At 54.9% G+C, this 22,260-nt stretch carries 21 protein-coding genes and 1 tRNA gene; 8 read left to right on the plus strand and 14 right to left on the minus strand.

Going from position 1 to position 22,260, the window contains the following annotated elements; genetic code table 11:
- The first annotated feature begins 109 nt into the window (after nt 1–109).
- Nucleotides 110–1,729 carry a helix-turn-helix domain-containing protein gene (locus BEN30_RS07685; protein ID WP_069957745.1) on the plus strand — a complete coding sequence of 540 codons (1,620 nt, stop codon included), beginning with the start codon at nt 110–112 and terminating at the stop codon, nt 1,727–1,729.
- A 9-nt stretch (nt 1,730–1,738) separates the two neighbouring features.
- Here BEN30_RS07685 and hypF read toward each other — a convergent pair whose 3' ends face one another.
- From hypF to napF, 10 genes are all read right to left on the minus strand, one after another.
- Nucleotides 1,739–4,024 carry a carbamoyltransferase HypF gene (gene hypF / locus BEN30_RS07690; RefSeq protein WP_069957746.1) on the minus strand — a complete coding sequence of 762 codons (2,286 nt, stop codon included), beginning with the start codon at nt 4,022–4,024 and terminating at the stop codon, nt 1,739–1,741.
- Nucleotides 4,025–4,048: 24 nt separating this feature from the next.
- Nucleotides 4,049–4,423 carry a hypothetical protein gene (locus tag BEN30_RS07695; protein WP_069957747.1) on the minus strand — a complete coding sequence of 125 codons (375 nt, stop codon included), beginning with the start codon at nt 4,421–4,423 and terminating at the stop codon, nt 4,049–4,051.
- Nucleotides 4,413–5,186: a glycerophosphoryl diester phosphodiesterase gene (locus tag BEN30_RS07700; protein WP_069957748.1), complete on the minus strand. Its 774-nt coding sequence runs from the start codon at nt 5,184–5,186 to the stop codon at nt 4,413–4,415. Before BEN30_RS07700 ends, BEN30_RS07695 begins: the two co-directional genes overlap by 11 nt.
- A 123-nt stretch (nt 5,187–5,309) precedes the next feature.
- A complete protein-coding gene (locus BEN30_RS07705; RefSeq protein WP_084005219.1) occupies nt 5,310–5,960 on the minus strand; it encodes a NapC/NirT family cytochrome c in 651 nt (216 codons plus the stop codon).
- 74 nt (nt 5,961–6,034) lie between these two features.
- A complete protein-coding gene (locus tag BEN30_RS07710; RefSeq protein WP_069957750.1) occupies nt 6,035–6,490 on the minus strand; it encodes a nitrate reductase cytochrome c-type subunit in 456 nt (151 codons plus the stop codon).
- A 49-nt stretch (nt 6,491–6,539) separates the two neighbouring features.
- A complete protein-coding gene (gene napH / locus BEN30_RS07715) occupies nt 6,540–7,469 on the minus strand; it encodes a quinol dehydrogenase ferredoxin subunit NapH (RefSeq protein WP_069957751.1) in 930 nt (309 codons plus the stop codon).
- Entirely contained in the window at nt 7,466–8,263 is a 798-nt protein-coding gene (gene napG, locus BEN30_RS07720) for a ferredoxin-type protein NapG (RefSeq protein WP_069957752.1), read from the minus strand. The genes napH and napG overlap by 4 nt, the downstream gene beginning before the upstream one ends.
- A 46-nt stretch (nt 8,264–8,309) precedes the next feature.
- Nucleotides 8,310–10,820: a nitrate reductase catalytic subunit NapA gene (gene napA / locus BEN30_RS07725; protein WP_069957753.1), complete on the minus strand. Its 2,511-nt coding sequence runs from the start codon at nt 10,818–10,820 to the stop codon at nt 8,310–8,312.
- Nucleotides 10,817–11,074, minus strand: a complete 258-nt coding sequence (locus tag BEN30_RS07730; protein WP_170826993.1) for a chaperone NapD — start codon at nt 11,072–11,074, stop codon at nt 10,817–10,819. Before BEN30_RS07730 ends, napA begins: the two co-directional genes overlap by 4 nt.
- Nucleotides 11,071–11,619 (minus strand): ferredoxin-type protein NapF, encoded by a 549-nt coding sequence (gene napF, locus BEN30_RS07735; RefSeq protein WP_211563328.1) that lies wholly within the window; start codon nt 11,617–11,619, stop codon nt 11,071–11,073. The genes BEN30_RS07730 and napF overlap by 4 nt, the downstream gene beginning before the upstream one ends.
- 468 nt (nt 11,620–12,087) lie before the next feature.
- On the opposite strand from napF, the gene BEN30_RS07740 reads away from it, so the two are divergent.
- On the plus strand, nt 12,088–12,489 hold the full coding sequence (locus BEN30_RS07740; protein ID WP_069957755.1) for a bacteriohemerythrin: 402 nt from the start codon (nt 12,088–12,090) through the stop codon (nt 12,487–12,489).
- Between the two features lie 126 nt (nt 12,490–12,615).
- On the opposite strand, the gene BEN30_RS07745 is transcribed toward BEN30_RS07740, so the two are convergent.
- Nucleotides 12,616–12,702, minus strand: a tRNA-Leu gene (locus tag BEN30_RS07745).
- A 252-nt stretch (nt 12,703–12,954) separates the two neighbouring features.
- Here BEN30_RS07745 and BEN30_RS07750 point away from each other — a divergent pair.
- The 5 genes from BEN30_RS07750 to BEN30_RS07770 all read left to right on the plus strand — a co-directional run bounded on the left by BEN30_RS07750 (nt 12,955) and on the right by BEN30_RS07770 (nt 16,339).
- On the plus strand, nt 12,955–13,509 hold the full coding sequence (locus BEN30_RS07750) for a YqaA family protein (protein WP_245649016.1): 555 nt from the start codon (nt 12,955–12,957) through the stop codon (nt 13,507–13,509).
- Between the two features lie 10 nt (nt 13,510–13,519).
- Nucleotides 13,520–14,011, plus strand: a complete 492-nt coding sequence (locus tag BEN30_RS07755) for a disulfide bond formation protein B (RefSeq protein ID WP_069957757.1) — start codon at nt 13,520–13,522, stop codon at nt 14,009–14,011.
- Nucleotides 14,008–14,583, plus strand: coding sequence for a demethoxyubiquinone hydroxylase family protein (locus BEN30_RS07760; protein ID WP_084005221.1), 576 nt, complete (start codon nt 14,008–14,010; stop codon nt 14,581–14,583). The genes BEN30_RS07755 and BEN30_RS07760 overlap by 4 nt, the downstream gene beginning before the upstream one ends.
- Nucleotides 14,584–14,715: 132 nt before the next feature.
- A complete protein-coding gene (locus BEN30_RS07765; protein ID WP_211563330.1) occupies nt 14,716–15,876 on the plus strand; it encodes an alpha-D-ribose 1-methylphosphonate 5-triphosphate diphosphatase in 1,161 nt (386 codons plus the stop codon).
- Between the two features lie 94 nt (nt 15,877–15,970).
- Nucleotides 15,971–16,339: a glutaredoxin family protein gene (locus BEN30_RS07770; RefSeq protein WP_069957758.1), complete on the plus strand. Its 369-nt coding sequence runs from the start codon at nt 15,971–15,973 to the stop codon at nt 16,337–16,339.
- A 55-nt stretch (nt 16,340–16,394) separates the two neighbouring features.
- Here the strand turns inward: BEN30_RS07770 and BEN30_RS07775 are convergent, their stop codons facing one another.
- Both BEN30_RS07775 and cimA read right to left on the minus strand, forming a co-directional pair.
- Nucleotides 16,395–17,192, minus strand: coding sequence for an RNA methyltransferase (locus BEN30_RS07775; protein WP_084005223.1), 798 nt, complete (start codon nt 17,190–17,192; stop codon nt 16,395–16,397).
- A 3-nt stretch (nt 17,193–17,195) separates the two neighbouring features.
- The gene (cimA, locus tag BEN30_RS07780) at nt 17,196–18,815 is read right to left on the minus strand and encodes a citramalate synthase (RefSeq protein ID WP_069957759.1); all 1,620 of its coding nucleotides are present in this window, start codon (nt 18,813–18,815) and stop codon (nt 17,196–17,198) included.
- A gap of 258 nt (nt 18,816–19,073) precedes the next feature.
- Between cimA and BEN30_RS07785 the strand changes: the two genes are divergently transcribed.
- Complete coding sequence (locus tag BEN30_RS07785; RefSeq protein ID WP_069957760.1) at nt 19,074–19,646, plus strand: hypothetical protein; 573 nt, start codon at nt 19,074–19,076, stop codon at nt 19,644–19,646.
- Nucleotides 19,647–19,695: 49 nt separating this feature from the next.
- Here the strand turns inward: BEN30_RS07785 and BEN30_RS07790 are convergent, their stop codons facing one another.
- Entirely contained in the window at nt 19,696–22,065 is a 2,370-nt protein-coding gene (locus BEN30_RS07790; RefSeq protein WP_069957761.1) for an EAL domain-containing protein, read from the minus strand.
- Nucleotides 22,066–22,260 lie beyond the last annotated feature (195 nt).

Genomic DNA, 22,260 nt, shown 5'->3' on the forward strand with positions numbered 1-22,260 from the left:
CACGCGCCTAAGTCGACAACATTTTGCTTTTTCTTACGTTTTCATGTTAACTTTGAAAACAACAATGTTGTAAATGTGTAAACGGTGTAAATTTTCAAGGTTTGTGTAGATGGTAAAAAATATCATGTTGGGCACCCGTTTGCGCCGATTGCGCAACGATCGTGGCCTTTCACAAGTTAAACTCGCAGATCAGCTTGGTATTTCCGCCAGTTACCTCAATCTTATCGAGCACAATCGGCGAACGCTCACCGTGCCGCTGTTGCTGCGCCTCAGCCAAATTCTCGAAGTTGATCCCCAGGTTTTCTCCCCCCAGCAAGAAAACATCCTCAGCGCGCAGGTTGTGGAAACGCTGCACGACCCAATGTTTGCCGATTTACATTTAAGTGACGTAGATATCGGCGCCCTGGTCGCAGATACGCCGCAATTGTGCCAGGCCGTGCAAAAAGCCTATGGGGCCTACCGCAAAGCCCATGACGATTTACAAATGGTCAGTGAGCGCCTGGCCCAAGATCCTGTGATTTCCAACGCCGGGTATCGCTTGCGCATGTTGTTGACGTCGATCTTGTCGTTTTCGGAAATTCTCCACGACACCGATGATTTGAGCGACAACGAACGCCAAGATTTTTCCAAAATTGTCATGAACGAAACGGAGAACCTTTCCGAAGCTGTCACCGACATGTTAGGCCTCATTACTGGTGATGGGCTGATGAACGTTGCGGGCGGACTGTCGCCCACCGAAGCGGTCACGGACTTTATGCAAGCCAACAACAATCACTTTCTGGAGTTGGAAGAGGCCGCAACGGAATTGCGCCAACAAGCCGGCTTGGATGGCCGTGCCCCGTACCTGCGCCTTGCTGGATTTTTGCAAGAACGCCACGGCGTCCGCGTCGAAACCGCTGGCCCTGAACAGCACGAAACCGCCGCCACGGTGTATGATGAAGAAAATCGGCTGCTGATCATATCGCGCGCACTGCCCCAACCCAGCGTTAATTTTCACTTGGCCCTCTTTGCCGGAAAGCTGTCGTATGGTCCACAGCTGGAACGTCTCGTCAATGTTCCGGAGCTTCCCAACGAGGCCGCCCGCAAACGCGGCATCGCGGCGCTGGCGAACTATTTTGCCGGGGCCTGCTTAATGCCCTACGCCGACATGCTCAGCGCCGCAGAAGAAACGCGATATGACATCGGCCAATTGCGTCAGCACTTTTCCGTCACCTTTGAACAGGTTTGTCACCGCCTCACCACACTGCGCAATCCAAGCGCTTCGGGCATTCCCTTGCATTTGATCCGGGTTGACGTGGCGGGCAATATTTCCAAGCGCTTCAGCGCATCGGGCTTGCGCATCCCCAAATACGGCAGCGCCTGTCCGCGTTGGGTTGTACACCATGCCTTCATGACGCCGGGGCGCATTTGCACCCAGATGGACCGTATGTCCGACGGTTCACGCTATTTCAATGTTGCGCGCACCGTCAGTAAACCCGTGCTCAATTACCGCCAGCCGCAAAGCCATTACGCGGTATCGATTGGCTGTGAAATTAACGATGCCAGGCGGATGATTTATTCCGACGGTCTTGATTTAGACCACGCCAAAACGCCTGTGTTGGTGGGGGTCGCCTGTCGCCTGTGTGATCGCCTAGACTGCGCCCAGCGCGCTGCACCGCCGCCGCCGCAAGCCATAGCGTCGCAAACCCGGCGAGGACGAAACATTTCACCGGGCATTGGCGAAAGTTAAGACGGCCCTTTAAGACAACACGGAACAACACGCCACCCACGCTTGGCCAAAGCTCAGCCCGCCATCGCCCGGCGGCAAGGCTTGGGGCTTGCGAACGGACAGCCCTTTGCTCAACAGGCGCCGTTCCAACCCTTCGGCCAAGACCCTGTTTTGTAGGCACCCGCCGGACAAGGCAATTTGCTTCACCCCTGAGGTTTCCGCCAAACGTGCGGCCCAATCCGCGAGTGCTTCAATCAGCGTGCCATGAAAAAGGTTGGCCCCAACAATGGGGTCTAAATCCGCAAGAACGGCCAACAACGGTGACAGGTCCAATGTTGTGCCGTTGATCTGCCAGCCGTTTTTCAGTACTTGAACCTCCGTCACCAAGGCTTCCAATTTCATCGGTGCTTGGCCGTCAAAACTGGCGATGGGCTGCACGTTCAAGAGCCCCGCCGCCGCATCAAACAAGCGCCCACAACTGGTCGACGGCACAACATTAACGTTGCGCTCCAGCATTTGCTTGAGCAGCCCGCTAGCGCCCATATCGCCCAAATGACCATAGCGCGCTTCGATTTCATCACCGCGCCCCAGTTGATACAAAACGGCCGCGCCAATGCGCCACGGCGCACGGAAGGCGCTTTCGCCCCCCGGCAGCGGCAACGGAGCCAAATGGCCGAGGCGCGTGTACTCGGCACCGTTCACCAACAAGGCTTCACCGCCCCAATTGAGCGGACCTTCCCCCTCGCCCCCGCCCTCACCCAAACCAAACCCATCCAACGCCAGCCCCAACACGGGACCTTCAAGACCATGCTCCGCCACCACCGCCGCCACGTGGGCGTGGTGGTGTTGCACGCCAAGGGCCGGGATGGACAGCTCATCGCCGAGCCCTTGGGCAAAGCGGGTCGCGTAAAAATCGGGATGCAGGTCATGCGCCAGCCACTGGGGCCGCACCTCGGTGATCGACAGCATATGGTGGACGGTTTCTTCAAAAAAAATCAGCCCTTGGGGGGTGTCCAAATCGCCGATGTGCTGAGAAACAAAAGCCTGATCGCCCCGGGTCACGCAAATGGTGGATTTCAGATGACCGCCTAAGGCCAGCCCCGACGGCACCGAGTGGGGCAGTTTCAGCGCCATTGGCACATAGCCCCGGGCGCGGCGGATAAACGTCGGCGCGGCCCCGATCATGCGCACCACGCTGTCATCGGTACGCAGCAAAATATCACGGTCATGCGACACAATGGCGTCGACAATACCGTCCAAACGCCGCTCGGCTTCTTCATTGCCGATCACCAAAGGCTCACCGCCCGGATTTGCACTGGTCATCACCAAGGCAAAGTCTTGGAGATCATCCAACCACGCCGTCCCCGGCGGCTGCCCGGCGTAGGCATGAAACAACAAATAATGAATGGGCGTATAGGGCAGCATCACGCCAATCTCAGCCAGACCCGGCGCGATGGACGGTGCCAAATCTGAAGAATGGCATTTGGGCACGATCACGATGGGGCGTGCGGTTGAACACAACTGCGCTTCGGCCACCACATCCAGTTTGGCGTATTTTTGCAGCGACGCGCTGTTCACCGCCATGATCGCGAACGGCTTTTCTTCGCGGTTCTTACGTTCGCGCAGGCGCACCACGACGTCTTCATTGTGCGCATCACAGACAATGTGAAAACCGCCCAGTCCCTTAATGGCGAGAATTTCACCGGCTTTTAGGCGCCGTACAATCTCGGCAGGTTCCATGGATAATATTGGCCCACACAGCGGACAGGCCACCGGCTGGGCATGAAAACGGCGATCATTTGGATCTGAGTATTCAGCGGCACACGCGGCACACATCTCAAAAGCGGCCATGGACGTCGAGGGCCGGTCATAGGGCAACCGACGGGTGATGGTAAAACGCGGGCCACAGTGGGTACAGTTGATAAAGGGATAGCCATAATGGCGATCGTTGGGGTCGAACAATTCCTCAAGGCAGGCATCGCACACGGTGGCGTCGGGTGGCACAGATGTCCCCACCAGACCCTTTTGGCTGTGGCGAATTTCAAAACCGTTTTTGCCAACAACGTCCACATCCTCAACCAAGACGTCGTCGATGTGCGCCAGCGGCGGAGCCTCTTCGCCCAACGCTTTCAAAAACGAGGCCACGCTGGCGGGGTTGCCCTCGACCTCCAGCAACACGCCGTCGCCGTCGTTCAGCACCCACCCCCCCAGCATAAAGCGGGTCGCCAAGCCGTTGACAAAGGGGCGAAAGCCGACCCCTTGAACGATGCCGCGCACCCGCACATGAACACGTCTTTGAAGCTTGGGTGAAGTCATCTCTATCGATTTCCAAATCTTGCTTTAGCGTCCGGGAAGGCCGACCCGAACCACTTTTCCACCCACACCATGAACCTTGTCATGGGCGCGCACATCAACATCCTTCACGTCTTCGGGGATGTTCACACCACTCAGCGAACGGGTAAAGGGCTGCTCGGTTTCATGAGGATGGAGCAACACGCGGGTGCCCAGTACATCACCCTTCGGACTCACAATTTCAAAAGCATCGGCATAATGATCCCAGCCCGTATCTGCATGTTGAACGGTGACGTCGAAACGATAGGTTCCATCGGCGGAAATCTGGACGTCAACATTCATCACGTCTGCTTGCCCCGCATGCGCTAAAGAGGCCAAAATCATCAGGGCCGTCATAAATGGGACAAAGCTCTTAAAGATCATCGGCGCATTCCTTTAACAGCACATCCGGTCGGTCGGTAAACACACCATCCACTCCCCACGAAAACAGCATCTTTGCCCGAGCGGGATCGTTGACGGTGAAGACGTGCACACGGTGGCCCGCGTCATGAACACTTTGGACCAATTGGGAGCTCACAAACGGATCGTGACAATGCAACGCAACGCAACCCCACTGTGCCATGCGCTGCCGCCAATCGGTGGGCACCGCATCGGTGAGATATCCTTTTGCCACATCTGGCATCCGTCCGGCGAATAGATCCATGGCCAAGGCATTGAAGGACGTCACCACCAGGGCATCGATACTAGGGGTTTTGTTTTGCAAAACGTCAACGATGGCCGCCACCGTCGGCTGTTCCCAACCCGCCGTGGGTTTGATTTCCAGGTTCACCTTGACGCCCTGCTCCAGCGCCCAATCCAGCACCGCGCTGAGGGTCGGGATGCGCTCCCCCGCAAATTCAGGACCAAACCAACTGCCAACGTCGAGGGCTTGCAGCTGGGTCAAAGATTTTAAGATCACCGGGCCGACGCCGTCGCTGCACCGGGCAAGATCATCATCGTGCATCAACACAGCGACCCCATCCGAACTGACGGTGACGTCAAATTCAACCGCCCGCGCACCCAAAGCAAAAGCCTTTTCGAAGGCCGCCAAGGTGTTTTCCGGGGCCAAACCACTGGCACCGCGATGGGCGATGATTTTACCCAGACATCCTCTGTTGGGCGCATAACTTGGTGAACAGACCGACATTTAAAGCCTCAAGGCAAACGGTTGACGTTTCTGGAGTATGACGGACAAGCACTCCAAAAAACAACCCCGCCGGATGCATGTGCACCCGGCGGGGTCAGGAGATGGTTATGACAACGTTGCCGTTTATTGACTATTCGGTTTTCCGACGTTGGAACTTCCAACGTTGGGGATACCCTCAACGTTCTGGATCCCAGCGGGCAATTCATGCGCGATGCCTTTATGGCAGTCGATACAGGTCATGCCATTATCAATGGCTTCTTCATGACGGCCGCGGGAGCGTTTTTCCTGCACGACAAAATCCATGAATTCAAAGTTATGGCAGTTACGGCATTCACGTGAATCCGTTTCTTTCATCACTTTCCAGACATTCTTCGCCAGTTCCAGGCGTTTGCCCTCATATTTTTCGCGGGTGTCGATGGTGCCCAGGAAATGATGCAACAATTCGTTCGACGCCTGAATTTTACGGGCCATTTTATGCACCCAGGTTTTTGGCACGTGGCAATCCGGACACGTTGCGCGCACCCCGGTGCGGTTTGAATAGTGAACCGTTTGCTTGTATTCGCGGTAAACGTTGGTTTCCATTTCATGACACGTAATACAGAATGATTCCGTATTGGTCATTTCCAAGGACCAGTTGAAGCCACCCCAAAACAGGATGCCGCTAAAAAATCCAACCACCAGAAGTGTCCCCATGGCGTAACGCGCGGTGGGGCGACGAAACCCTTTCCACATCCGGCCCAGGAATGAATTGCTGTCTTCGTTCGAGGCGCTCATAGCTTATCCCCCCTCTCGCATGTGTGTGCTGACCCCATCTGAGGGAGTCGTCTCTATTTGGGACACGATCGACATCACTTCATCTCATTCGACGAAGTGAACGTGTTGGGCACAAGCGCTTGAGCTTGGGCCTGCGGAACGTGACACTGATTACAGAACCAACGACTGCCAGACACTTTGTTCAGGCGCACACCGGTAGGACTGACGTAATGCGTTTCACTGATTTTAGGCGCATTCGCCTCTACGTTCTGCGGCCAATCGTGGCAGCCTAGGCACTGATTTGCTTTCAGATCGATTTCGTATTTATCGATATTGTGCGGAATTAACGGCGGTTGCTGACGGTAGTTGCGGGTAAACCGCTTACCGGTATCTTGCCGATTGAGATCGGCCGCAGCCACATCTTCATCAATAGCCGCAACACCGCGTAACGACAGCACAGTTTCCCCCGCATATGCACCGCTTACGTTCACGAACGCCGCAAATGCCCAAACGACCACTGTTAAGGTCGTTATCTTGATCCAAGTCTTCATGACCAGTCTCCCTTTCTAGCCCTGATGGGCATAACCATCTACGCAGCGCTCAGGCCGCGTGCCGATCCGTTGAAATCATTTTGTCTTTATCGTTAAACTTGTCATCCGTTGATGCATTGTTGAACCGAACATCAAAGGCAAAAACATCTTTGGAACACACATCGATGCAACGCCCACAGTTGGTGCAATCGCCCGACAGAATAATAGGACCTACCCCCCCGTCTGCACCGCGCAACGCGGGCGTGATCACGTGGGGCTCAGGACATATGGCGTAACAGTCCATGCAGTCGTTACAGGCTTGACGCTTGGCGGCGGAAACACGCACCAAACTCACCTTACCGAGCAGTCCGTAAAACGCGCCCATGGGACACAAATGCCCGCACCAGCCACGCCGACTGACCACCAAATCATACAAGAATACCGCCAGCGCCACCGTCCAGACATAGCCAACGCCGTAGACCAATCCCCGATGCAAAATCGTGACCGGGTTCAAAAGCTCCCACGCCATTATGCCGGTGATCAACGCCGTCACCATAACCGAAGCTAAAATCCACAACCGTGTTTCACGCCCAGGCTGCCAACCTTTGGATAAATCGAACCGTCTGACCAACCACAAAGACGCGTCGGTAACGATGTTCATCGGGCAGACAAACGAACAATACGCACGACCGCCCACCAGTGCATAAAACACCAAGACGATGGCCGCACCGATCAGGGCCGTTCCCGCCGCCAAGTGCCCCGCCAGCAAACTTTGCAAGACGATGAACGGATCGGACAAGGGCACGGTGCCCAAAATCAAACTGGATGTCAGGTTGCCCTTCAAAATCCATGCGCCCGTATAAGGGACCAACAGCGGACTGGCCAAAAACAACGCCAAGATGCTCAATTGCACGGCACGGCGCACCAACAGCCACTTGTGGGCCGCCAGCCAACCACGGGCTTTCACGGCATCAAATCCGGGATAGGTTTTTGCGCTCATTTACCTTTCCCCCCTAAAGTCGCCCCTGGATTGAAGGGTAAATTTTGCGGCATTCTATCGGGAAGATCGACAATGCCCTGAATCAGGGATTGTCCATTGTTTTCTTTTTCCACCCAGCCCAAACGATAGTGTTCACCGATGCGCCCCTTGGCCAAGTGACGCGGGAACACCCGAATGGCGGCGGTTTCCAAAACGCAAGAGCGTTCACACTTTCCACACCCTGTGCATTTGTCAGAATGCACCGTGGGAATGAACATGGCATGTTTGCCGGTGCGTTCATTGTGATGGCGTTCCAGCGTGATGGCTTCGTCAATCACCGGGCACACGCGATAGCAAACGTCACACCGCAACCCTAATAAATTGAGACACGTTTCTTCATCCACCAAAACCGCCAAGCCCATATCGGCGTCGTCGATTTTGGTCAAGTTCGGATCAAGCGCCCCCGTCGGACAGGCTTTGACGCACGGAATATCGTCGCACATTTCGCACGGCGCACGACGGGCGACAAAATAAGGTGTCCCCACCGGAACGTCTTGACCGATGTCGGCAAGACTCAAGGTCGGATAAGGGCAGTCCCGCACGCACAACCCGCACCGTATGCACGACGCCAGAAAATCAGCCTCAGGCCCCGCGCCTGGTGGACGCAACGCTTGCGCCGGAAGGGATTGCGCCTGACGGGCAAACAGCCCCACCACCAAGCTCAGCGCACCAACCCCACCGGCAGCCCTGGCCATATTGGCCAGGAACCGACGGCGCGATTGCGCACTTGCAGGGGATGTAGACGGTTCGCCCATCGTGACGTTCCTGACCCTTTTCTATCCGCTTACCATCAAGCGACCGTTAAGCCCGCACCACGCGGCACGCACACTTTTTGTAATCCGTTTCTTTGGAAAGCGGATCGGTCGCGTCCAAGGTCAACTTGTTGACCAACTGCCCGGCATCAAACCACGGCATGAACACCAAACCCCGAGGCGGCTTGTTACGCCCGCGCGTTTCAACACGGGAGGTCACTTCACCACGACGTGTCTGAATTTTAACTTCCTGACCGCGTTTGAGTTTCCGTTCCTTGGCGTCTTCCGGGTGCATATAAATCTTCGCATCAGGATAGGCGCGATACAGTTCCGGAACGCGACGCGTCATGGAGCCGGAATGCCAATGTTCCAGCACACGCCCCGTGCTCAACCACAGATCAAATTCTTTATCCGGGCTTTCGGCAGCAGGCTCAAACGGTGCAAAGATAATCGCCGCACGGCCATCAGGTTTGCCATAGAAGTTAATACCTTCGCCTGACTTAACGTGTTTGTCGTAGCCTTCGCGGAAACGCCACAAGGTCTCTTGACCATCCAACACCGGCCAGCGCAAACCGCGGGCGTTGTGATAAGCTTCGAACGGCGCCATTTCGTGGCCCTTTTTCGGTCCATTCCACTGGAACTCCCGATATTCTTCAAAGATGCCTTTTTGCACATAGAAGCCGAAGTCTTTGGATTCCGAGTTGTTGTAGACGTTACCCGCATTATCGGTGATCTCTTGCAGTGGAAACTTATCCGTGTGACCGTTCCTGAACAGAACTTCGTACAGCGTCTTGCCACTCAGTTCCGGCTTCAGCGCGATCAGGTCAGCAGGCCATACCTCTTCGACTTTGAAGCGCTTGGAAAATTCAATCACTTGCCACATGTCGGACTTTGCTTCGCCTGGCGCATCGACTTGCTGACGCCAAAATTGAGTGCGACGTTCCGCATTGCCGTAAGCACCTTCTTTTTCCATCCACATGGCGGTGGGCAAAATCAAATCGGCAGCCATGGCGGTGACGGTCGGATAAGGATCGGAAACCGTGATGAAGTTTTCCGGGTTGCGATAACCGGGATAGGTTTCTTCGTTCATGTTGGCGGCGGCTTGCATGTTGTTGTTGCACTGAACCCAGTACGCATTCAATTTGCCGTCTTTCAGCATGCGGTTTTGCAAGACGGCGTGATAACCCGGTTTCTCGGGAATGGTGCCTTTGGGCAGTTCCCAGACTTTTTCCGCAAAGTCGCGATGCTTTTCGTTCATCACCACCAAGTCGGCCGGCAAGCGGTGTGCAAAGGTACCGACTTCACGCGCGGTGCCGCACGCAGACGGCTGACCGGTGAGCGAGAATGGGCTGTTGCCCGGCTCGGAAATTTTGCCCATCAACAAATGGATGTTGTAGACCAAGCCGTTGACCCACACACCGCGGGTGTGCTGGTTGAAGCCCATGGTCCAAAACGACGTGACCTTTTTGTTCGGGTCCGCGTAGGCTTTAGCCAGACGTTCCAATTGTTCCGCAGGAACGCCGGACATTTCGCTGGTTTTTTCCAACGTATATTCAGCGACCATCGCGGCGTATTCGTCAAACGTGACTTTGTCGAATTTGCCCTTGTCCGGGTTTTTTGCGGCTTTTTGCAACGGATGTTCCGGACGCAAGCCATAACCGATATCGGTTGTGGTGGCGTTGAAGTTCACGTGCTTGTCGATGAAGTCTTGGTTATAGGCTTTGTTTTGAATGATGTAGTTGGCGATGTAGTTGGCAATCGCCAAATCGGTTTGCGGCGTAAACACCATACCGTTGTCGGCCAGCTCAAAAGACCTGTGCTCAAACGTCGACATGACGTGAACTTCGCAGCCCTCTCTGGTCAGACGCGTGTCGGTCAAACGCGACCACAAAATGGGGTGCATTTCCGCCATATTGGCGCCCCACAGAACGAACACATCGGCGTGCTCAAGATCATCATAACAGCCCATCGGTTCATCGATACCGAACGCACGCATGAACGCACCAACGGCGGACGCCATGCAATGACGCGCGTTGGGATCGATGTTGTTGGACCGCATCCCGCCCTTCATGAACTTAGATGCAGCATAGCCTTCCCAAATGGTCCACTGACCGGAACCGAACATGCCGACTGAGGTCGGACCTTTTTTCTTGATGGCTTCTTTCCATTTGTCAGCCATGACATCAAAGGCTTCATCCCAGGACACTTCCTCGAACTGACCTTCTTTGTCGTATACACCCTTGGTTTTGCGCAACAAAGGCTTGGTCAGGCGATCTTTGCCGTACATAATCTTCGACAGGAAATAGCCCTTGATACAGTTGAGGCCTTTGTTGACCGGTGCGTCGGGATCACCTTGGGTCGCGACGATACGGCCCTGTTTGGTGCCAACCAAAACACCGCAACCGGTGCCACAAAAACGGCACGCGCCTTTGTCCCAGCGGATGGTGTCATCGTGCGCTTGCGCTTCGGCGATTTTCGCCCCTGAAAGGGTGGTGCCCGCCGCAGTCGCTGCAGCAATGGCGGCTTGGGTCTTGATAAAGTCCCGTCTGGAAATGCTCATGATTGGTGCTCCCCTACGCCGTAGTCGTCTTCGAAATGGGTGTAAACAAGAGAGGTGCTGAGCACCCCTGCGATGGATCTAAAGGCATCAAAAGTTTGGGTGGCTTTGCCGTCGTCTTCGTTATCGACGGTGACGATCATGCGACCGTCGTGCGTCACTTTGTGCACCTCAGTACCTTCCAGCGCTTCTACGGCTTGCTGGACAGAGGCCGCATTTTTCGGCGCGGTATGGATAATCAAACCCGTAATACTCACGACAGTTCCTCCAATTGATCTTCATTTTCAAAACGTTTAATTTCAAGCGCGCCAACCGGGCACGGTGCGATACACGCCCCACACCCGGTGCACGAAGATTGATCGATAACGGGCAAGGCATTTCCGCCGACGGCCAGCTGAAACCGGATTGCGCGCGCATCGCAGCGCTCCCCACATACCCGGCACATCACCCCGTTTTGCGACAGGCAATTGGCGCTGAGTTCAACGCCCAAATTCCACGGTAGAGCTTCAAAGACATGGGCGGCGACAATCGCGCCGGGCTCGCACACCTGGGCGCAATCACCACAGAAGCTGCATTCACCATTTTGAAAGTCAACTTCGGGATATCCACCACCGCCGAGCACAATGATCTGCTCGGCACAAACGTCGCGGCACTCATTACAGTGTGTGCACAAATCGACAAAGTGCTGCTCAGCTCGGGACCAGGGCGGTCTAAACGGTGCAACAACAGGTTGCGCACCTCGCCCAGAAAAAAACGCCCGCCGTGATAAGGACACCTGCATAAAATGTTTTCCCAGTTCCATTCACTCGAACCTCGTCCCCCCCGGAACGTAGCTCCCTTATGCGAGCCAAATGGTTCGTGTGAATTGTACGCATTTTGCTAGTCCAATTCGCATCGGGCCTTGACCAGCGTCAAGCCATGCGAAATAAGGCAATAAAATCAAATACCTGACTAGTTTTCTTCACTATTAGAGCGTATGTTATCAGAGACTTCACGCCCTAATACCAAGTTGCAAGATCGTGCACCGCTTTCCCAAAAGCAGCGCGCAATATCTAGAAGTTATCAAATGACGCCCCTGAAGTTTTGTGAGATGGATTGCAAAAATTCTCACAAGCGCGATCTAGGTGACTTCTCCGGGGAAAAACCCCGAGTTGAGCGAAAAAATGACTTCTGCGTCATAGTTTTTTGTCGAAAAGCGCATAAATGAGCCCCATCTCAATATGATGGCAACAGTTTCTCAATGGTCTACGGGCAAAGGGCGAGATGAGAAATGGATCATTTTCAGTTATGCGAATCCATGCTGATCGGTCATGAACAAATCGACGCGGAACATCAGGCATTGGTGGATGTGCTAAACCACGGCTTGGATCTGTTGGCAACATCCCCACAAGTCGAGGCCGTGTGGGATGTCTTGGACGATTTTCGCACCAAACTCTCCGAGCACATCACCAATGAAGAAGTCATTATGAGTCGGCATGGGTTTACGGATCTAGAGTGTGAAAAAGCGGAACACCTCAATGCCTTAGCGTGCTTGGATGATTTGGTTGAGCGCCACCTCGACGAACACGACTTTGAAACGTTGCTTCGCGATATCGCAGGGCTGATGCTGGGCTTGTTCATCAAGTCAGACATGAGTTTTAAGGTGTATTTAGAAAAAATAAAGGGCTGCTAGGGCCAATCGCCCCTTTATTTGAGCGGCCGTTCAACGCAAAACGTCAAGGCGACGCGCGGCAATACCACGCCCAAGGCCCCGAAAGCGTTTGGCCAAACTCATGTCAACGCCGTGATTTTAAAGAAATGGTGCCCCCAGCCGGAATCGAACCGGCACTCCCTTGCGAGAACGGGATTTTGAATCCCGCGCGTCTACCAGTTCCGCCACAGGGGCACTGTGGGTATTGAGGTGAACGGGCGTCATAATACTCAGCAAATTCGCGCGGTCAACACATATAGATAAACATTTGCATTTCCTTAAATTCGCCCGATTGCTCAATGGCTTCGGGACTGCTATGACCTATGCCTAGCCTTGGTCTGCGCCCACACAAACACCTGCGTCTGCGCGCGCCGATGAACGTCACTTGTTTTTATCTCGTCCGTTGGGGGAGTTTCCGGTTTGTTGCGTCGCGCCTATGATTGGACCATGACTTTTTCCGCCCATCACAACGCCATGTGGGCGCTGTTCGTGATTTCTTTCATCGAAAGTTCGGTTTTCCCGATTCCCCCTGATATTTTGCTGATCCCCATGATCCTCGCCAACCGCGAAAAGGCCTGGAAAATTGCCGCCGTGTGTACCATCGGCAGTGTGTTGGGCGGCATGGCGGGTTACGGCATCGGCTACTTCTTGTTTGAACAAGTGGGCCGACCGCTGCTGGAATTTTACGGCAAAGCCGATAAATTCGCTGAATTCCAGGAAATGTACAACGCCTGGGGGGCCTGGGTCGTGGGTATGGCTGGCTTAACACCGTTTCCCTATAAGGTCATCACCATTGCCAGTGGGGTGACGGCGCTGAACATCGGCACCTTCGTGATCGCTTCGGTGCTGTCCAGGGGTGCACGTTTTTTCATAGAAGCCTGGCTTTTGTGGTATTTTGGCGACCCCATCCGCGAGTTTATCGAAAAGTATCTCGGCATCCTCGTCACCGGAGGGTTTATCGTCCTGCTGGGCGGCTTTATTGCCCTCAAGTATTTGGTATAAGAGTTTAACCATGCCCCTAAGCCCCACCCGCCTCTATCCTGCCCTGCTGATTTTGGTCGGCGTGTCGGCTTTGGCCACGGCCTACACCGCGCAGTTCGGTTTTGGATTGGAGCCGTGCATTCTGTGCCTGTATCAGCGTGTGCCGTTTGCCTTGTCGATTGTGTTGGGCTTGGTCGGTTTGTGGCGACCCGCCTGGCTGGTGGGCGTTTTCACCCTGGCGACGATCATCTTTGCGGCCAATGCGGGCGTCGCGGTTTACCATGTCGGCGTTGAGCAGCATTGGTGGGCGTCGGCGGTGGGGTGTGGCGGCAAATTGGTGACCCAGGTGTCCGCCCAAGACTTGATGGCCAGCCTCAGCACCAAACCGGCAAAATCGTGCGATACCGTGGACTGGACGATGTTCGGCATTTCCATAGCCGGGTGGAATATCGTATTCTCTGGCGCACTGGCGGCCGCGTCCCTATATGTGTTGCGCACCCGCAAGTGGGAGACCCCATCATGAGCTCAAAATCGGCACCCCTTTCAAGCACCCCCGTGGGCGGGCGCATGCCCGGCGATCCCACCAAGGATGAACTGATCGAACGCATCATCCGCGTCGATCAAGCCGGGGAATATGGTGCGGTGCGCATTTATGCCGGGCAATTGGCGGTTTTGGGCAAAGGCCCCAAAGGCGACATGATCCGCCACATGAAAGCCCAAGAAGACGTGCACTTAGAGACCTTCAGCAAGATGGTATCCGAGCGCCGCGTGCGCCCCACGGCGCTGATGCCGCTCTGGCACCTAGCCGGGTTTGCCCTGGGTGCAGGCACCGCACTGCTGGGCGAAAAAGCCGCCATGGCGTGCACGGTGGCGGTCGAAGAAACCATCGACGAACATTATCAAGCGCAGATCGCAAAACTGGGCGATGACGAAAAAGACCTGCGCGAGACCTGCGCAAAATTCCGCGACGAAGAACTGGAGCACCGCGACATCGGCTACGCCAACGGCGCCAAAAACGCCGTCGCCTATCCGCTGCTCAGCCGCGCCATCAAATTCGGCACCAAACTGGCGATCAATTTGTCGGAAAAAATCTGAATTCGCCTCCAAACTTTACCAATCCAAAAACAACACCACATTGTCATATACGCGTTACCGTAGCGTCACACACAAATCATCCCCTGCCCCATATGATCTCCGTTTCAAAATTGACATGAAATGGATTGAGTGATGATGCTCTCCCTCGTTGGTGGCCGCGTGCTGCTTGAAGACGGAACAATAGGCGAAACTGACATTCACATCGAAGGGGGGCTGATCAGCGGCATTGACGACACCCGTTCAAATGGGAAATCCGCATGGAACGTGCGCGGTTATCTGGTGCTGCCTGCTGTCATTGACCTGCACGGGGATGCGTTTGAACGCCAAATCATGCCGCGTCCCGGGGTCCACTTCCCCCTTGATCTTGCTTTGCAAGAAACCGACAGTCAAATGATCTCCAACGGCATTTCCACAGCATTTTATGGCATCACATATTCATGGGAACCGGGCTTGCGCGGACGCGACACAGCGGTTGAACTGTTGGATGCGCTCGACACCATCCGCCCCCACTTGGTCTGCGACACCCGTGTTCACTTGCGCTGGGAAACCTACAACACCCCCGGCGCGGATGATGTTGCGGAGTGGATAGAAACCGGACGCATCGATTTGTTGGCGTTCAACGATCACTTGGACATGATCCAAAATGCCCTGACCAACCCGCAGAAACTCGCCAAATATGCCAGCCGTTCGGGGCTGTCCACGGATGCCTTCATCCAATTGGTCGGCGATGTTGCCGCCCGCAAAAACGAGGTCGATGCCCACACGGCGCGTCTGGCCAAAATTGCCGAGCGCTACGATATTCCGTGTGCGTCTCACGACGACGAATCCCCGGAAATGCGCGGGCAGTATCACAAACTTGGCGTCTCGATTTGTGAGTTCCCGGTCAACGCAGAAACGGCCCGTTTTTCCATCGCCAACGGCGATCCGGTTATCATGGGCGCTCCCAACGTGCTGCGCGGCGGCAGTCACTGCAATCGTTTGTGCGCAGCAACGGCGGCGCGTGAAGGTCTCTGCTCCATCTTGACCTCGGACTATTATTATCCGGCCTTGCTACGCGCACCGTTCAAATTGGCTGCGGACGGCGTGACCGACTTCGCAACGGCGTGGCACATGGTTTCAAAAAACCCCGCACATGCTGCCGGTCTTGAAGACCGCGGCACCCTCAGCAAGGGTCAACGCGCGGATATCGTCGTGATCGATGATTCCAATCCCAATTGCGTGCGCGTGATCGCCACCTTTGTCGCAGGCAAGCCGGTCTACATGTTTGATGCGGGCTATCGCATGTGCGCTTGAGGGGCAAGATTATTGCGATTTTGTCTGGCTATCTATTTATCTGGAAAGACTCTAGACTGCTCACAACAACACCAAGAAAAAAGTGAAACGTCATATGAAATTTATACGCTGGTTCTTAGGTCGTCTGATTCTGACGATTAATTTCCTTACCCCGCCGCGCGCCGTTGAGCGTGACCCGGGCACCCAAAAGGCCATTGATGCCAAAACGGCCAAGATGTCTCTCTACCAATTTGAAGCTTGCCCTTTTTGCGTCAAGGTGAGACGCCATTTCAAACGCCAAGCCCTCAACATCGAAGTGAGAGATGCCAAAAACAACGCCGTCTTTAAAGATGAGCTGACGCAAAAAGGCGGCAAACACCAAGTGCCCTGCCTGCGCATCGAAGACGAGCAGAAAAACGTCAAATGGCTCTATGAATCAAAAGACATCATCACCTATTTGCACACCGAACTCGGCCTAACTTAGGCCCAGGGCTTAGGCTCCGGACTTAGGCTATCGCACGCATATCATCAGGGCGTTTTCAGCTTTTGCGCTTTTTCACCAATCCCGAAATCACGCCGCGCATGGTGCGGACTTCTTGTTCGGTCATGCGGGCGCGTTGGAAGAGGTTGCGGAGATTACGAATCATGCCGGGTTTTTTGGCGGCGACGCCCAAAAAACCGCAGTCGGTGAGTTCCGTTTCCAAGTGTTCGAACATGGCCACCAGTTCTTCTTTGGTGGCGCGCCGGGTATCCAAACGCACCTCAAAAATTTCGTCCGGTTGGTCGGCGGCGACTTGAAACCATTCGTAGCCCATCAGCAACACCGCCTGGGCCAAGTTCAACGACGTGAAGCCGGGGTTCAGCGGCACCATCAAGATGCTGTCGGCGAGCGCGATGTCGTCATTGTGCAGGCCTACGGCCTCGCGGCCAAACAACACCCCGCACTGCACGTCCTGGGCGCGCAAATCGCGCATTTCTTTAGCCGCCCCGCGCGGCGTCAGCACGTCCTTGGACATATCGCGGGCGCGCGCCGTGGTGGCGAAGACGTGGCCTAAATCAGCGATGGCTTCGGCGGTGGTGTCAAACACCCGGGCGTTTTCCAACACCACGTCGGCACCGGATGCGGTTTTATAGGCCAGCGGGTTGGGCCAGCCGTCCCGCGGGGCCACCAGACGCAAATCCAACAGCGCACAATTGAGCATGGCGCGCGCCACCATGCCGATGTTTTCCCCCAGTTGCGGCTGCACCAAAATCACGGCGGGCCCACCCGCTGCGGCGGCAGACGCGGTTTGCTTGGCGGGACGACGATGTTTGGTCGATGACGGCGCGCTCTTCATCAATTAAGCCGCCGCAACGCCGTCTTGAAGCAACTTGAACACGATGGAATCGCGCAACGCATTGTAAGACGCATCGATGACGTTGGCCGACACGCCCACCGTGGCCCAGGTCCGGCCACTGGCATCGGTGCTTTCAATCATCACCCGGGTCACCGCCGCGGTGGCGTCGCCGGGAGTGAGAATACGCACCTTATAATCCACCAAACGCAAGTCTTTTAGGGTGGGATAAAGCGGCAGCAACACCTTGCGCATGGCCGCGTCCAAGGCGTTAACCGGGCCGTTGCCTTCCGCCACGGCCATGCGCTGAGCGCCATCCTTGGCATTGGCGGCATCACCGTGCAAAGCCAGCTTGACGGTGGCTTCCGACAGGGTCACCCGCTCATCTTTGGCATTCCAGCGCCGTTCATCGATGACGCGGAAACTGGAACAGTGAAAATAGTCCGGCACATCGCCCAAGATGCGGCGCGCCAACAGCTCAAAACTGGCTCCCGCACCGTCATAGGAAAAGCCCTGCTTTTCCTTTTCTTTGACCTTGTCCAACAGCGTCATGATGCGTGGGTCTTTGTCATCAATATCAATCCCGATTTCGCGAAACCGCGCCAAGATGTTGGACCGTCCGGCCTGATCGGAAATCAGAATTTGGCGATGATTGCCGACGCTTGCGGGAGGGACATGTTCATAACATCGGGGGTCTTTTTCCACCGCCGAGACGTGCAATCCACCCTTATGGGCAAAGGCCGATTCACCGACATAAGGGCGGTGGCGATCAGGGGCGCGATTGAGCCGCTCATCCAAACCGTTGGAGACATGGCGCAAGCGCTTCAAACCAGCCTCACCCACATTGGTGTCATAGCCCATTTTGAGCATCAAACTGGGAATGACGCTGACCAAATTGGCGTTGCCGCAACGTTCGCCCAGGCCATTGATGGTGCCCTGCACCATGCGTGCCCCGGCGCGGACCGCCGACAGGGAATTGGCCACCGCATTGCCGGTGTCGTCATGGCAGTGAATGCCGATTTTATCACCGGGTATGGTTTTGCAAACTTGGGTGACGATGTCATCAATCTCAAACGGCATGGTGCCGCCGTTGGTATCGCACAACACCACCCACCGCGCGCCCCCATCGATGGCGGCCTTTAGACAGCTCATGGCGAATTCTGGATTGGCTTTGTAACCATCAAAAAAGTGTTCGGCGTCAAACAGAACTTCATCCACACGGGTGACGGCATAGGCGATGCTGTCTTTGATCATGGCGATGTTTTCCGTGCGTTCAATCCCCAGCGCCACGTCCACATGGTAATCCCAGGTTTTGCCCACCATGCACACCACCCGCGCATCCGTGGACAACAACGCATTCAGGCCCGGATCGTTGTCGGCGCTGCGCCCGGCACGCCGGGTCATGCCAAAGGCCGTGATGCGCGCCCGGCTCACCGGCGGCAGATTGTCGAAAAAGCTGTCGTCCGTCGGATTTGCTCCAGGCCAACCGCCTTCGATGTAATCAACGCCCAACGCGTCCAGCTCGCGCGCGATGGCGTCTTTGTCTGCGGGACCGAAATCAACGCCAGAGGTCTGTGCGCCGTCGCGGAGCGTGGTGTCATAGATGTAGACGCGGGGGGCGCTCATGGAGTGGGCGTATCCTTTGAATTTGGGCCTTGGAGGTCAGATGAAGTGCGGAGCATGCCCAATTTCGCGCCTGCACACAAGAATTTCTGCGCCTTAGGTGATTTAGATCAGGAGCCATTCCTTGCAAAATAACGCTGAGCTTGGCTATAAATGAGCTAGCGTATATTCTTTAAGTGTAATGATTCGCCCCTGCCAAAGGTTTTATGTCCGGGCCCGCCTGAGGAATCGGCACAACAGCAAAGGCTTCGAGTACATTTTATGACTGGCGAATTTGACTTCGAGCATGATGACGAATACCCGGCGTATCGCGAACGGTGCATGGGGACCAACGTCAACGAGCAGACTTTGCTGGCTACAGACTACCTAAACCACTTCAACGAAGTCGTCATGACATTGGAAATGCTGGCCGACATGCCGGAACTTCTTGAAGAAGCGCAGATGTGGCAGCCCAAAGACTACAAAGATCACTTCCGTGACAGCACCATTGCCGACAAAGAGCTGGCCGTCGAAGCCTATGACCACGCTCCGCCGAAGTTCAAAGTACCGTTTGAACAAAACATCAACAAGATCAACCACCTGATCACCACATCCGTTGAACGACTCAGCTCCGACATTCAATCGGGCGAGATGGAATTGGTGCGTCTCAACGCCAAAGCGTTAAGCCAAGTGATCCAGCGCCTGATGGATATGTGCAGCGCCAACATTCACGGCTCTGAAACCACCATGGATCAATCGGAAATCGACAACATCATCGGCTCCAGCCCCCACGATGATGGCGCAAAAGACGACCAAGCGAGTGCTCAGGCCGATATCGACGCGCTTTTCGATTAGTGTTTTCGATTCAAGCCAGAGGGGCGCTTAAAACCGGCTTCCCAAATTCTCACACGACATACGGCTTGCGCGCTTGATCAATGGGGAACGGCGTGACATTTCCACCCGCAAGACGGATAAAATCTTCAAACGGGATCGGGCGGCTGAACAAATATCCCTGGCCAATATCACTGCCCAGCGCATGCAAGAACGTGCTTTGGCGTTCCGTCTCCACACCTTCTGCAATAATCTTAAGGCCTAAGTTTTGCGCCATGTTGATGATGGCCTTGGCCATTGTGACGGCGTCCGGGTTGTCGGGCAGACCGGTCACAAATGAACGGTCAACCTTCAAGGAATCCAGAGGGAATTTGGTCAGATAGCTGAGCGACGAATACCCAGTGCCGAAATCATCAATACTGAGCGACACGCCCAGCGCCTTAAGCTCTTCAAGGACACGTACGGTTTCTTCGGCGTTTTCGACCAACATGCTTTCGGTCAATTCAAGATCAAGCATCTCGCTCGGCAATCCCGTTTCTTCGAGAACTTCTTGCACCCGCTGGGCCAGATTTCCCTGACGGAATTGGCGAACCGATAAATTCACCGACACGCTGACATTGTCGAGCCCCCGGTCCATCCATTCTTTGGCCTGACGGCAGGAATTGACCAAAATCCAGTCGCCTATAGGCACGATCAACCCGGTTTCTTCACTGACCGGCACAAATTCCACCGGCGAAACCGAGCCCAGGTCGGGGTTGGTCCAACGCGCCAAAGCTTCCGCCCCGACAATGCGCCCGGTGCTCAAATTGACCTTTGCTTGGTAGGCGATTTGGAATTCGTCATTTTCCAGGGCATGGCGCAAGCCGTGTTCAACAGCCATGCGGCGCAACGCATTGGCGCTGAGCGTTGACGAATAAAACTGGTAATTGTTGCGCCCTTGTTTTTTGGCATGATGGGACGCGGTGTACACGTTTTTCAGCAAATCATCGACATTATCGCAGCTGTCGGGATAGATCACGATACCGATGGACCCAGAGCTATAGAGTTCTTTTCCGTCCACATGGAATGGCTGGCTGAGGGCGCGGAGCATACGCGTCGCGACGGCTTCAACCTCTTGGTTTTCACAAACACTTTCCAAGATAACCGTAAACTCATCGCCGGAAAGGCGCGCCACCGTGTCTTGACCGCGAACGCACGATTCAAGGCGCTTGCCTGCCAATTGCAACACCACGTCGCCCGCAGCATGCCCCATAGCGTCATTGATGTGTTTGAAGTTATCCAGATCGATAAACAACAAGGCCGTCTTCAACCCGGATTGATCGGCATTGACGGTGCTTTCGCTCAAACGTTCAGTAAACAAATAGCGATTGGGCAGGTGAGTCAGCGGATCGCGCGTCGCCAAGAACATCAGCTTGTCTTCCGCTTTTTTACGTTCCGTGATGTCACGCACAACCGCGATATAGTGGCGTCGTCCACGTAAATTAAAATCGCTGAGGCTGACTTCCAACGGGAACCCGGCACCGTCACTGCGTACACCGGATACTTCCCGCCCGCTTTTGGAATCGGATAAATCCATTTGCAGGGTTTTCAGCACCGTTGCCGCATCCGCCTGACGGCGACCACGGGTATCGGGAATGAGGTTTGTAATGCCCACCCCTGTCAAACCGCCAAGATCAAAACCGAAGATCGCTTCTGCCGCCGGGTTGGCTGTTTCAATGATGCCCATTTCATTCAGGGTGATCAAACCGTCAACGGTCGTTTCCATAATGGTGCGCAAATATTCTTCACGCTCCATGATTTCCCGAAGGCGGCGATTTTTCTCGGTGACGTCACGGGCCACCAACATGACCCGGCGGATTGCACCATCGACTTCTTCATAAACCGACGCCGCAAGTTCCACATCCACTTCACGCCCGTCGTCAGCCATCATCTTCATGGTGGTGCGGCGTTTTTCTTTAAGGATATCCGCGAAGTGATTGTCCAAAAGACTGGCGAAATCGGGATGAATAAAATCATTCAGAGCGTGCAACTGGGCCTTTTCTTGATCCACCGACAACAAGGCGCAACCGGCCGGATTGAGCACTTGAATAGCGCCATCAGCGGAACAGATGGCGATCAGATCGGGGGCCAAGTCAATCAAGCTGGCATGATGGTCATCGCTTCTGGCCAACGTTTCGTAGCGTCGATCTTCCAACAATTCGTTCAACAGATCGAGCACGCTTTGCCCGGATTTGCGGATATCTTCGGCATATTCTCGATACTGAGGAGGCGACATGGGGCCGAGCATTTCGCCGCTCATCATTTCGGCAAAGCCGATAATGTTGTTCAGTGGTGTGCGCATTTCATGCGAAAGGGTGCGCAGAATGCCGCGGCCTTCTTGCGCATCTGCATCACCGAACGGGGCGGCAACCGCATTTGAGCTCTTGTCTTTATCTTGGCTCATAGCCTCAGCATATATCCAAAAATGACTTAATCTCTACCATTGCAAAGTTTGCCCAATCGACAAACCGAACATTAAGTCTGCCCCATATTTCCACAGAACAAAAGGCGTAAAGGCCATTTTACACACAATCATCCAAACAAACGAAAGAATAATATAATTAGACTACCAAAGTTGTTCGTCTATAGGGGCATATGT

Source organism: Magnetovibrio blakemorei (genome assembly GCF_001746755.1).
In the GTDB taxonomy this organism is placed as follows: Bacteria; Pseudomonadota; Alphaproteobacteria; order Rhodospirillales; family Magnetovibrionaceae; genus Magnetovibrio; species Magnetovibrio blakemorei.